Source organism: Ruegeria sp. AB6 (assembly GCF_056542685.1).
This window is the reverse complement of sequence record NZ_JBQGAD010000014.1, coordinates 35,644-47,312: the sequence shown is the minus strand read 5'-3', so window position 1 is coordinate 47,312 and position 11,669 is coordinate 35,644. Positions and strand designations below refer to the sequence as shown.

The following is an 11,669-nucleotide window of genomic DNA, read 5'->3' as shown; positions in this document are numbered from 1 at the left end:
TCCCATGACGCGACTATTGATCCTCGCCTTGCTGACCGCTAGCCCCGCCCTTGCCGCCGAATGGCCCACGAAACCCGGAGACGTCCCCCTGTCGCCCGAAGAACTGGACGCTTTGGCCGGTCGCACGCTGACATTTTTTGACGACGGTCAGGCAAAATTCTCGGCCGGAGGGGCCTACTCCTACACCTACGCCAGCGGTGACGCCGCCTTTGGCACTTATTCCATCGCGGAGGACGGCAGCGTCTGCATCGCCTACCGCAACGGCTTCAGCCGCTGTGATCTATATGTGCGCAGTGGGGAGAGGTTGGTGCTGATTGACGAGAAAGGGGATCGGTATCCGGTTCGGCCGGAGTGACTGATCTGTCAGGAAAGAGCAGTCTCCAAACGTTTTAGCGAACTCGGGGGCCACACTTCAACGAATTTGTAAAACTCCTCAAAGGCGGGAATGTCTTCGCTAAGTGGTACCCAAGCTTGTTTGCTGTTCGTGAAAATCTGCGCATCCGGAGGACACTGATCCGGGTTGTCCAATGTTCCAACACGCACGTACTTTAACTTGCCAAGACGGATCATGTAGCTGCTGAACACGGCGACGCCGCAATTCTTGCAACGCGTGATAATCTGACCTTTGCCGCTTGGGGTGGAAAGTTCATGTTCAGTGGTCGGCCCCTCAAGCTCTACGCGGTCAGCCTCGATAATGGCGTTCAAGACATAAGCCGCTCCGGTTTGTCGCTGGCATTCGCTACAGTGACAGCAATGGACGAACATAGGTGGTGTCATCATCTGATACGTTACGGCTCCGCAGCCGCATTTCCCCTTAATCATTGCTTCCCCCAAGTTGTTGTTTGAATTCACGCCATCGTCTTTTATCGACCAGCTCATAGTGTTTGATCGAACGCTACTCGACCAATTCGGCCTCCGCGGGGTCGATGTGAGGACTCTGGTAGTCTTCGCCGACAAACGCCTTAAGTGACTCTAATTTTTCCCACACCATGACAAAGCTGAAGTCTCGGGGTGTGTCGGTGCGCGCGGCCCCAGGAAATATTTGAACGATGCCCTTGGTGCCTCTCATCAAGGGGATCGCTGTTTCATGGAAGAACTTGCTGAACTCTTGCTCTTTCCCCGGCCGAGTCACGACCTGAAAAATGCGCATGATCATTCTTCCGTCCTCCGTAAAGTTCGGTTCCTGCATGCACAATCGCCTCTGCTCCTAGGAGCATATCATTTTGCAATGACTTTGTCCGCTTTGGACTCAAACCAGACGCTGCTTCACAATCGACCCAGCAGCTCCACTGTCGGCCACGCATCTGCTGGCAGACCCAGTCGCTGTTGCTCAGCCTGCACCGCCGCCCGTGTTCCGGCTCCCAGAATGCCATCGATCTTGCCCACATCATGGCCGCGTGCCTGAAGTTTGCTCTGTAGCTGCTTCATCTGCGCGCCCGACAAGCCCTGCGCCGGGTTGCCCGCGTCATAGATCTGTGCGCCCTCAAGTCGGGTGCCGAAATAGGCGGCGGTCAGGACGTAGGTAAAGCTCTGATTCCATTCAAAATAGACGTCGAAATTCGGATATGCCAGAAAGGCGGGCCCTTTATGCCCCTGCGGCAGGATCAGCGAGGCGGGCAGGTTGGACAGCGACCCGCTGCGGGCCTGAACGCCCATCGCTTGCCACTCGGACACCGGGCGCGATTTGCCTGGGCCGGACAGGTACCAATCCATTTCGCTGGGCACAGTGACCTCTTGCAGCCAAGGCTGACCCGGTTGCCAGCCCAGATTCGACAGCATCTTGGCCCCCGACATCAGCGCATCCGGAGCCGAGGTTTTCAGCGAGACCTTACCGTCCCCATCCCCGTCCACGCCGTTCTCAAGAATATCGCGGGGCAGCATCTGGACCATGCCGATTTCTCCGGCCCAAGCCCCGGTGGTGCGGGCGGGGTCGAAATTGCCCTGCTCGTACAATTCGATAGCAGCGAAGATTTGCGGACGGAACAGCTCGGGCCGACGACAGTCATGGGCCAGCGTCACGAGCGCATTGCGGGTGTTGAAATCACCTTGAAAGGCACCGTAGTCGGTTTCGAACGCCCAGAAGGCCAGAAGTACGCCGCGTGAGATGCCGTAGTCGCGCGCGATCCGGTCAAACACGGCGTCATATTTGCGCGACATAGCCTGCCCGCGATCAATGCGGTTTTGCGAGATCAGGCGGCGCGAAAACTCGATGAAAGGCTTTTGGAACACGCCCTGCGCACGGTCGGCTTTAAGCACCGCGCCGTCTTGTTGCACGCCTTTGAAGAACGCGTTGACGGTCTCTGTATCGAACCCTTGCTGGACGGCCTCGGACTTCAGTCCTTTGACAAAGGCGTTGAACCCGCCTCCGCATTGGGCAAAGGCGGGTGACACGAAAAGAGCGGCGGCTATAAGGCCAGAGAGCAAACGCATGAAACGGGTCCGTCAGAAAATGAAGCTGACCCCAACCGACACCGACACGAGGCCAAGCGCAAGCCCCCAGACCCGCCAGAGCATGTCGCATGCGCGGAAAACCTCTGACGCGCCAATCTCGCGCGGGGCATCGCCGTTGACCCAAGCCAGATCGCGCAGCTGCCCGTCATAGCTGCGCGGTCCAGCCAGGGCGACGTTCAAGGCGCGGGCCATGGCGGCCTCAGGCCAGCCAGCGTTGGGCGAGATATGGCGGCGGGCATCCGCGACCATCTGAGGCCAGCGCGCCCATTGGCCCGACAGCGCCACGATCATCACGCAGGTCAGGCGGGCGGGGATCAGGTTAAGTACATCGTCCAACCGTGCCGAGGCCCAGCCGAAGTCGCGGTATTTTTCGCTGCGGTAGCCGATCATGCTGTCGGCGGTGTTTACGGCCTTGTAAACCAGCAGACCGGGCAGGCCGCCGAGAAGAAACCAGAATGCGGGCGCGATGACCCCGTCGCTGAGGTTTTCGGCCGCGCTTTCGATCGCTGACCGCGCGACCTGCGCCTGCGTCATGTCGCGTGTATCGCGCGAGACGATCATCGCCACTTTCCCCCGCCCGTCTTCCAGCGAGACGGCCAAACCGGCACCAACATCGCGCACATGGCTGACCAATGACTTCTGAGCCAGCAGAATGGCGCAGGCGATTATTTCGACTACTGGTCCCAGAAGGGTCAGCGCGCGCCCAATGATCAATGCGCCGCACACTAACAAGGCGACAACCGCGACACCTTTCAGACGCCGTTGCGCACCGTGGTTGAGGCGTTTGTCAAGCCAGCCAATAAGGTTGCCGATCACGACGGCGGGGTGTTTCACCCGCGACCACAGCCAGTCGGGCTCGCCCAGGGCCGCATCCAGACAGAGGGCGCAGACCAGAAGGAAGGCGGTGCTCACAATGCCGCCTCAAGCCGGGCCCAACCGTCTGCTGGTGGTAAGCCCAGACGCAAGTAAGTTGTCGAATAGGGGAAGATACGGCTCCAGATAAGGGCGCGGGCCAGACGGTCCTGCCACTCGGCGGCGTCTTCGACGGAGTAAAGGCGAAAGAGCGGTGTTCCCCCGATCAAACTGGCACCCTGACCCGTCACGAGGGGATCCAGCCGGTCCGCACCTTGCTGAAGATACTTTCGGGTGGCTGCGGCCCAATCGGTGTCTTGCAAAGCCCGCGCGCCAATTCGCAAAGCAGGACCCGAGACCGCCCATGGGCCAGTCAGATCGTTCAGCCGTGCGATCAGCTTTGGGTCGCCGATGGCAAAGCCAAGGCGCAGCCCGGCCAACCCCCAGAACTTGCCAAAGCTTTTCAGCACGATCACGCCGGGCCGCTCGGCCAGATGGATCAGCGACGCTTCGGGGGCGACATCGCAGAAACTCTCGTCAATGATGGTCAGCGGCGCGTTGGCGTCGGCCTCGGTCCAATAGCGACCATCGGGATTGTTGGGGTGAACGATCACACGCGCGTCGGTTGAACCTTCTGGCTGAACGCTCCAGCCTTGCGCGGAAAAGGCGGCGGCGTGCTCGTTATAGGTGGGGGTTGTGATCTGAACCCGCCCCTGCGGCGCCACTGCTGGTATACGGGCGATTAAAGCCGATGCGCCGGGTGCAGGCAAAATTGCGGCGTCGTCGGGTACGGACCAGAATTGGCGGGCCGCGTCGGTCAGTCGCTCGAACGTGCCATGGTCGGGCAGAGCGGTCCAATCCTCGGCACTCAGGTCCGACACCGGGTAGGGCTGCGGGTTGATTCCGGTCGACAGGTCCAGCCAGTCTTGCCGCGATCCGCCATAGGCTTGGATGGCGTCATCCAGCCCTCCGCCATGGTCGCGACTGCCGCGCGGGTTCAAGTTTTTGTCAGAGCTTGTCATTAGGTTCTCGCCGGAATCGCGCGTTTCGGCCCGTTTCAAGCGGATTTTCGCCATTTGCACAAGCGAATCCGTGCCTCGGCGGCAACCGGAAAACAGCGTTAACCCTTTGTTAAGGAATTGGCGTGATCACAAACTCAGGGGTCGGCACCGTTCACCACTTCATGTGCCGAGGTTGTTACTTATGAATGTTTTGATTGTTGAGAGTAATCCCGACCTAGGTCGGGTCTGGAAGCGGCACCTTGAACGTCAAGGCGCTGAGGTCACGCTTGTCGCCGGGCAAGAGGCCGCGATCCTCGCGCTTTACGGGGTCGCGTTTGACATTATCGTGCTGGATTTGGTGCTGGAGGCAGGCAGCGCGCTGGCCGTGGCTGATTTCGCCAGCTATCGCCGCCCTGAGGCGCGGGTGATCTTCGTCACGAACACCACCTTTTTCTCGGACGGGTCCATCTTTGCCCACAGCCCCAATGCGTGCGCCTATGTGCAAAGCGGAACGCCGCCAGAGGATCTGGCGGCGATGGTCGAACACTACGCGGCGGGTCGCTGACCGCGCCCATGCGGTTCTGCGTAATCCAGCACTGGATTGGTCGGGATGATGCGGTGCGGATTGATGCTTTCATGGCTGTAGTGGTAGTGCCGCACGATGTGCTCCATGTTCACTGTGGGCGCGACGCCCGGCCATTGATACAGCTCGCGCGTATAGGCCCACAGGTTCGGATAGTCGATCAGCCGCCGCCGGTTGCATTTGAAATGCAGGTGATAAACCGGATCGAACCGGATCAGGGTCGTGAACAAGCGCCAATCGGCCTCGGTGATGCGATCCCCCATTAGATAGCGGTTTTGGGACAGGCGATCTTCGAGCCAATCCAGCGTATCGAATAGCGGCCCAACAGCGCTGTCATAGGCGGCCTGGCTGGTGGCGAAGCCGGATTTGTAGACGCCATTGTTCACGTCGGAATAGATCCGGGCGTTGACCGCTTCGATGTCATCGCGCATCGTCTCGGGCCAGTAATCGTCGTTATTGCCCGTGATGCCATCAAAGGCCGAATTGAACATTCGGATGATCTCTGAACTTTCGTTCGAGACGATCGTTTCCTGTTCCTTGTCCCAAAGGATCGGCACTGTGACACGGCCGGAATAGGACGGGTCCGCCTTGGTATAGATTTGATGGGCATAGTCCAGCCCGTACAGATCATCCCCGGTTGCGCCTTTGTCGTCTGGCTGAAAGTTCCAGCCCTTGTCCAGCATATCCGGGTGCACGACCGAGACAGAGATCAGATTGCTTAGCCCCTTGAGTTCCCGGAAGATCAGGGTGCGATGCGCCCAGGGGCAGGCGTGGCTGACATAGAGGTGATAGCGTCCAGCTTCCGCCTTGAACCCGCTCTTGCCCGAGGGGCCCGCGCTGCCATCGGCGGTCAGCCAGTTGCGGAACTGCGCAGCGCTGCGTTTGAACGCGCCGCCGGTGGATTTGGTGTCATACCAAGTGTCGTGCCATTTGCCGTCGACCAACAGGCCCATCTTTGTCCCTCCGAAATCCGATTTCGGCAAACATAGGGTGTCGCTCGGGTCGGTTCCATGCGAGGGCGCGCGCATCTTGCCTGCGTCATTGCACAGGTCGATCCGGGATTTCCGCGCAACAGATTGAAATCGGTTTGTTTCAGGTTCTCAGCTTCATTGGATTTTTACGAAGAGTTGCTCACAATAGTATGTACTGCGGGGGAAAATTGTTATGACGACCTATGTTTCTAAGGAAATAAGCGCCGAATTGGATGCGGCGCGAATCGCGGGGTTGAAAAAGACCAGCCGCCTTCGTGTCGAAATCGGCGACAATACATATAAAATTCTGAGATTGTGGAAAGACGGCTTCACGGTTGAGGCCGCAACGACGCCGAAATTGCGCGGGTTGGTCGATATCTATGACGGTGCGAACCATCTGTACCAATGCCTGATCATCGCTGACGAAGATGAGGCGGGTGAGATGCGGTATGAGTTCAAGCGTAGCACTGCCGCCTCGGATAAGGCTCCTTTGGATTTCTACCGTGCGCCGGATGCGCCCATCGCGCTGCTAGGCCATAAGGACTAACGGGATGCCCGACGGACAGACCGCCGGGCCTTCCGATCACTGCAAATCTGCAAAAGCACGCTTCAGCCGGGCGCATGCGTCCTCGACACGGCTGCGCTGAGTAGCAAGGTTGAAACGCTCGAAGGTTTCTCCGCCTGCTCCGAAGCCGAGGCCGGGTGAGGTGGCGATTTTGGCATCTTCTCGCAGACGTCGGGTGAACTCGGCATGGTCCATGCCTGTGCCCGAAAAATCGACCCAGGCCAGATAAGTGGATTGCAACGGCATTGACCAAAGGCCGGGGATTTCAGCAATCGTCGCGTCGAACAGTTTGCGGTTTCCGTCCAGATGCGCGACCTGCTGGTCGACCCATGCGGCGCCCTCGGGCGTGTAGGCGGCGGTGATCATCGCCACACCTAGCGCGCTGGGGTCATAGTCCAGCGCCTGAATGCGGTGGCGCATGTCCGCGCGCAGCTTAGTATCGGGAATGATCATATTCCCGGTGCGCTGCCCGGCGATGTTGAAGGTCTTGGAAGCCGCCGTCAGGGTCACCGTCCAAGGGCGCGCATCAGGTGCTGCAACATCCATCGGCACAAAGGTGCTGCCGGGATAGACCAGATCATGATGGATCTCATCCGACACCAGGATCAGCCCGTTCCGTTCGGCAAACGCCGCGACCGCGCGCAGCTCGTCCGGTGTCCAGACCCGGCCCGAGGGGTTCTGCGGTGAGCACCACAGCAGCATCTTTTCCGACCCGTCCAGTCGCGATTGCGCATCTTCGAGGTCAACGGCATAGCTTTCACCATCACGCACCAATGGGCATTCGACCACGCGGCGGCCGGATTTGTTCACTTTGTGCGCGAACTCATGGTAAACAGGGGAGAAGATCACAATCCCGTCGCCCGGCTGAGACCAGACATCCAGACACAGGGCGATCGCGTTGCCCAACCCCTGCGACGTCAGGACCCAATCTGTGTCAATCTCCCACCTGTGGCGATTTACCATCCACCACTGGACCGAAGCCAGATAGTCCGGATGCATCCAGGAATAGCCGAACACTCCGTGATCGACGGCCTGTTGCACGGCATCAATCACGCAAGGCGCTGTGCGATAATCAGAATCCGCGGTCCACATGGCCAGCCCGTCATCTGGCGAAATGCCATAGAGGCGCTCCATCTTGTCCCATTTTGAACTGTTGGTGCCCCGGCGGTCGGTGAGGTCGTTGAACGTCATGTCATCTCCATCTGTCGCGACGAAAGCTAGCCACAATCGCGGCAGGTGCAAGGGGGGCGTTGCGGCGGGTCGCGCGATGGCCTAAATCAACTTCATGAAACGCACTATTCTGATCCATCCCGACCCCCGCCTGAAAAAGGTCTGTGCCCCCGTGGCCGATCTGACGGATGAGCTGCGCAAGCTGGCCGATGACATGCTGGAGACGATGTATGACGCGCCCGGCGTCGGGCTGGCCGCGCCGCAGATCGGTGTGCTGGATCGGTTGATCGTGCTGGATTGCGTCAAGGAAGAGGGCGAGGCCCCGCGCCCGTTGATCATGTTCAACCCCGAGATCATCGCGTCGTCCGACGAAACGAATGTGTACGAGGAAGGTTGCCTGTCGATCCCCGAGCAATATGCCGAGGTCACCCGTCCCAAAGTCGTGGATGTGGCCTGGATCGACCGCGACGGCAACGCGCAGCAGGAAACCTTCGACGGCCTTTGGGCCACCTGTGTGCAACATGAGATCGACCATCTGAACGGTAAGCTGTTCATCGACTATCTCAAACCGCTGAAACGCCAGATGATCACGCGCAAAATGCAAAAGTTGAAACGCGAAAAGGCCCGCGCATGACGGTCCGCGCCTGTCTGCCGTGGCCTGACAAACGTCTGCGCACCAAGGCGGAAGACGTGGCAGAGGTCACCGATGAAATTCGCGCCATCTGGAACGACATGATCGACACGATGGAGGCGATGCCCGGCGTCGGCCTCGCCGCGCCTCAGATCGGGGTGATGTTGCGGCTGGCCGTGGTGGATGGCTCGACCGAGCGGGGCCGGGCAGTGCGTCTAGCGAACCCGGAAATCCTGCACAGTTCCGTTGAACTTCGCGAACATGATGAGGCCAGCCCGAACCTGCCCGGCGTCTCGGCCAAGGTGAAACGTCCGCGCGCGGTGACGGTTAAGTTCTTGAACGAACAGGGCACGAACGACCGTCGTGACTTTGTGGGGATCGAAGCCACCAGCGTGCAGCATCAGATCGACCATCTGAACGGGCGGATGTATTTCGATCGTCTCAGCAAGGTCAAACGAGACATGCTGTTGCGCAAAGCCAAGAAACTCGGATAGCCCCAGGCGTCTGCCCTGCGCTTACCCCAACCATCGGAGGCCCCTCATGCGTATCATCTTCATGGGAACGCCCGATTTCTCGGTGCCGGTGCTGGACACTCTGGTCGCGGCCGGACATGAAATCGCCGCTGTCTATTGCCAGCCGCCCCGCCCGGCAGGACGCGGCAAAAAGGACCGTCCTACCCCGGTTCACGCACGGGCCGAGGTATTGGGGTTCGACGTTCGCCACCCGGTCTCGCTCAAATCGCCCGACGAACAAGCAGCGTTTGCGGCCTTGGACGCAGATGTCGCTGTCGTTGTCGCCTATGGCTTGCTGTTGCCGCAAGCCATCCTGGATGCGCCGAAACATGGCTGTTTGAACATTCACGCCAGCCTGTTACCGCGCTGGCGCGGGGCTGCTCCGCTTCAGCGTGCGATCATGGCGGGCGACGCTCAGACGGGTATCTGCATCATGCAGATGGAGGCCGGGCTGGATACCGGCCCGGTCCTGTTGCGTCGGGCTACGGATATTGGGCCGCTGGAAACCACAGCGCAGCTTCATGATCGATTGTCAGAAATGGGCGCTGCTATGGTGGTTGAAGCGTTGGAGGAGCTGCCGAACCTGACCCCTGAGGTTCAGCCTGAAGATGGCGTGACCTATGCTGCGAAGATCGACAAATCCGAGGCGCGCGTCGACTGGGCGCGTCCTGCCGCCGAGGTTGACCGGCAAATCCGGGGCCTGTCCCCGTTCCCCGGGGCCTGGACCGAGATCGAAGGCGAGCGGGTCAAGCTTTTGTCCTCTCGGCTGGCCGCTGGGCAGGGCGCACCGGGAGAGGTTCTGAATGACACACTCCGCGTGGCCTGTGGCGACGGCGCGGTTGACCTTTTGCGGCTGCAACGGGCAGGGAAAGGGGCGCAGGATGTTGAAACCTTTTTGCGGGGGTGGCCTGTTTCGTCCGGAACGCGGCTCAGTTCGGAGTAAACCAGATGTTCATGATATTGATGGGCACCGTCGTGATTGCCGGGATCGTGGGGTATCTGGCTGAAAAAACCGGATTTACCCACAATGGATACCTGCCCTCGATCATCATTTGCGTGGGCGGCGCGTTCCTGTTCTACTTTGTGCGCATCATGTTTGGCATCAGCTTCGGCCCGCCCGGACTGGACGCGGTCCTGTCATCCATCGGGGCGCTGATCATCGTGCCCACTCATTGGAGGAAATAACTTGCCCGTCATCGCCCTTATCATCATCGGAGCCGCCGCCGGGTTTCTGGCGACACGACTGATGCGGATCGAGGCCGATATTCCCACAACCATGTTTATCGGCATCGTTGGCGCGCTGGTCGGCGGGTTCCTTCTACGTGCATTGATCGCCGTAGCGGGCTGGCTGTCGGGCTTTGTCGGTGCGGTTTTGGGTGCGTTGTTGGTGATCTGGATCTGGCAGACATACCTGCGCCGTTGACCTCTTGACCTTTCGGAATCAATTCGGCCAGATCGCCGCAGAATTTATCTGAAAGGTGTTCCATGCCACAGGATCTGAACCCAGGTGACGTCGCACTTATGGGGGTGCCTCTGGATCTTCATTCCTCGTTTCTGCAAGGGCCCGCCTTTGCCCCTGGTCGTATTCGCGAGGCTCTGCATTCCGGAGCCGCTAACCTGACCGCAGAGGATGGCACAGATCTCGGCGCGACCGACCGCTTCAAGGATACAGGCGACCTGGATGTGTTCGAGATGATCGGACAGGAACCTATTGACCGGATCGAAGCCGGTGCTGCTGCGCGGATTTCAAGCGGTGCGCGACTGTTATCTCTGGGAGGGGACCATTCGGTTGCCTATCCGCTGATCAAGGCGCATTCGGAACGGTATGAGGGGTTGAACATCCTGCATATCGACTCGCATCCCGACTTGTATGACAGTCAGCAGGTCGGTCCGCTGGGCCATGGCTGCCCCTTCGCGCGGGTAATGGAGACCTGCGCAATCAACCGTCTGGTGCAGGTTGGTATCCGTACCATGAACAAGCACCAGCAGGAACAGGCCGACAAGTTCGGCGTCGAAGTGATCGACATGCAAAGCTGGCGCCCCGATCTTGAAATCAGCTTTGATGGCTCTGTTTACCTCTCCCTGGATCTGGATGCGTTGGACCCTGCCTTTGCGCCCGGCGTGTCGCATCATGAACCCGGTGGGTTAAGCACCCGCGAGGTGATCAACCTGATCCGCCGTTTCAAGGGGCAGTTGGTCGGCGCTGACATTGTCGAATTGAATCCTCATCGTGACCCGTATGGGATGACGGCCATGGTGGCTGCGAAATTCGTCAAAGAGATCGGAGCCAGGTTGCTGTCACGCTGAGGTCATCGTGCGTCGCAGGTTGCGGATGATCCAAGTTGCGGCACATTACGGGTCGTGAGGGCGAACCGTTCAACTTCGGTCGCGCTCATCCAGTGCATGTCCTCGGCCGAGGCCGCGTCAAGCGTGTACCAGTAGAAGGCCGGGTCAACACCGATATCGGCATAGTAGTCCAGGTACCGGTCATGCTCTGGGTCGTCTTTGGGGATTTCGGTGGCCACGATGTTCCAGCCGCCCCAACTGTGCACGCCAACGCAGGCACCAGGTTCCAGAACGCGGCGGTTGCCTGCCAGAAACAGGTCCGTGCCGCCCGACGCCACCATGCCGTCCGACGGAACAATCGTGTCAAACCCCATTTCCCGCACAACACGCGAGAAGACGACATTTGCGTCATCGTCCACGGAGCCTTCAATATATTGCAGGACAAGGGTTTTAACCTGCGGATTGCTGCGGATGACCTCCTGAAAGGCATCCAATGACGTGTGGTCGATAGTACCCGAGGCGACAATCCGGTCGCTCTGTGCCTCAAACCGCAGGGCGTCGTAGGATGGGGTACACCCGGCCATAAGGGCGAAACTGACTGCAAAGCAGAACTGTGGTTTCATTGCAGGCGTATTCCTTTTGGCGCG

Annotated in this window: 17 protein-coding genes; 9 read left to right on the top strand and 8 right to left on the bottom strand. The window is 59.5% G+C overall.

Annotation, left to right across the window (positions count from 1 at the left end):
- The first annotated feature begins 4 nt into the window (after positions 1–4).
- On the top strand, positions 5–355 hold the full coding sequence (locus ACR0DB_RS20460; RefSeq protein ID WP_480552652.1) for a hypothetical protein: 351 nt from the start codon (positions 5–7) through the stop codon (positions 353–355).
- Between the two features lie 8 nt (positions 356–363).
- Here the strand turns inward: ACR0DB_RS20460 and ACR0DB_RS20455 are convergent, their stop codons facing one another.
- From ACR0DB_RS20455 to cobD, 5 genes are all read right to left on the bottom strand, one after another.
- Complete coding sequence (locus tag ACR0DB_RS20455) at positions 364–879, bottom strand: GFA family protein (protein WP_480552651.1); 516 nt, start codon at positions 877–879, stop codon at positions 364–366.
- A gap of 16 nt (positions 880–895) precedes the next feature.
- Positions 896–1,156 (bottom strand): hypothetical protein, encoded by a 261-nt coding sequence (locus ACR0DB_RS20450; RefSeq protein ID WP_480552649.1) that lies wholly within the window; start codon positions 1,154–1,156, stop codon positions 896–898.
- A gap of 110 nt (positions 1,157–1,266) precedes the next feature.
- Positions 1,267–2,430, bottom strand: coding sequence for a lytic murein transglycosylase (locus ACR0DB_RS20445; protein ID WP_480552647.1), 1,164 nt, complete (start codon positions 2,428–2,430; stop codon positions 1,267–1,269).
- A 12-nt stretch (positions 2,431–2,442) separates the two neighbouring features.
- On the bottom strand, positions 2,443–3,363 hold the full coding sequence (cbiB, locus tag ACR0DB_RS20440) for an adenosylcobinamide-phosphate synthase CbiB (protein ID WP_480552646.1): 921 nt from the start codon (positions 3,361–3,363) through the stop codon (positions 2,443–2,445).
- Positions 3,360–4,325, bottom strand: a complete 966-nt coding sequence (cobD, locus tag ACR0DB_RS20435; protein ID WP_480552645.1) for a threonine-phosphate decarboxylase CobD — start codon at positions 4,323–4,325, stop codon at positions 3,360–3,362. Before cobD ends, cbiB begins: the two co-directional genes overlap by 4 nt.
- A gap of 181 nt (positions 4,326–4,506) precedes the next feature.
- On the opposite strand from cobD, the gene ACR0DB_RS20430 reads away from it, so the two are divergent.
- On the top strand, positions 4,507–4,869 hold the full coding sequence (locus ACR0DB_RS20430) for a response regulator transcription factor (RefSeq protein WP_170775286.1): 363 nt from the start codon (positions 4,507–4,509) through the stop codon (positions 4,867–4,869).
- On the opposite strand, the gene ACR0DB_RS20425 is transcribed toward ACR0DB_RS20430, so the two are convergent.
- A complete protein-coding gene (locus tag ACR0DB_RS20425; RefSeq protein WP_480552644.1) occupies positions 4,851–5,840 on the bottom strand; it encodes a glutathione S-transferase family protein in 990 nt (329 codons plus the stop codon). The genes ACR0DB_RS20430 and ACR0DB_RS20425 overlap by 19 nt on opposite strands.
- A gap of 211 nt (positions 5,841–6,051) precedes the next feature.
- On the opposite strand from ACR0DB_RS20425, the gene ACR0DB_RS20420 reads away from it, so the two are divergent.
- Positions 6,052–6,405: a hypothetical protein gene (locus tag ACR0DB_RS20420; RefSeq protein WP_170775290.1), complete on the top strand. Its 354-nt coding sequence runs from the start codon at positions 6,052–6,054 to the stop codon at positions 6,403–6,405.
- A 36-nt stretch (positions 6,406–6,441) separates the two neighbouring features.
- On the opposite strand, the gene ACR0DB_RS20415 is transcribed toward ACR0DB_RS20420, so the two are convergent.
- Positions 6,442–7,614 carry a MalY/PatB family protein gene (locus ACR0DB_RS20415; RefSeq protein ID WP_480552642.1) on the bottom strand — a complete coding sequence of 391 codons (1,173 nt, stop codon included), beginning with the start codon at positions 7,612–7,614 and terminating at the stop codon, positions 6,442–6,444.
- A 94-nt stretch (positions 7,615–7,708) separates the two neighbouring features.
- Here ACR0DB_RS20415 and def (ACR0DB_RS20410) point away from each other — a divergent pair, with 94 nt between their 5' ends.
- The 6 genes from def (ACR0DB_RS20410) to speB all read left to right on the top strand — a co-directional run bounded on the left by def (ACR0DB_RS20410) (position 7,709) and on the right by speB (position 11,043).
- Complete coding sequence (def, locus tag ACR0DB_RS20410; RefSeq protein ID WP_170775294.1) at positions 7,709–8,227, top strand: peptide deformylase; 519 nt, start codon at positions 7,709–7,711, stop codon at positions 8,225–8,227.
- A complete protein-coding gene (def, locus tag ACR0DB_RS20405) occupies positions 8,224–8,718 on the top strand; it encodes a peptide deformylase (protein ID WP_480552640.1) in 495 nt (164 codons plus the stop codon). The genes def (ACR0DB_RS20410) and def (ACR0DB_RS20405) overlap by 4 nt, the downstream gene beginning before the upstream one ends.
- Positions 8,719–8,764: 46 nt before the next feature.
- Positions 8,765–9,679, top strand: coding sequence for a methionyl-tRNA formyltransferase (gene fmt, locus ACR0DB_RS20400; RefSeq protein WP_170775298.1), 915 nt, complete (start codon positions 8,765–8,767; stop codon positions 9,677–9,679).
- Between the two features lie 5 nt (positions 9,680–9,684).
- Entirely contained in the window at positions 9,685–9,921 is a 237-nt protein-coding gene (locus ACR0DB_RS20395) for a hypothetical protein (RefSeq protein WP_170775300.1), read from the top strand.
- A gap of 1 nt (position 9,922) precedes the next feature.
- Positions 9,923–10,159 carry a GlsB/YeaQ/YmgE family stress response membrane protein gene (locus tag ACR0DB_RS20390; RefSeq protein WP_170775302.1) on the top strand — a complete coding sequence of 79 codons (237 nt, stop codon included), beginning with the start codon at positions 9,923–9,925 and terminating at the stop codon, positions 10,157–10,159.
- A gap of 62 nt (positions 10,160–10,221) precedes the next feature.
- On the top strand, positions 10,222–11,043 hold the full coding sequence (gene speB, locus ACR0DB_RS20385) for an agmatinase (RefSeq protein ID WP_480552638.1): 822 nt from the start codon (positions 10,222–10,224) through the stop codon (positions 11,041–11,043).
- A gap of 2 nt (positions 11,044–11,045) precedes the next feature.
- On the opposite strand, the gene ACR0DB_RS20380 is transcribed toward speB, so the two are convergent.
- On the bottom strand, positions 11,046–11,645 hold the full coding sequence (locus ACR0DB_RS20380; RefSeq protein WP_170775305.1) for a COG3904 family protein: 600 nt from the start codon (positions 11,643–11,645) through the stop codon (positions 11,046–11,048).
- Between the last annotated feature and the right edge of the window lie 24 nt (positions 11,646–11,669).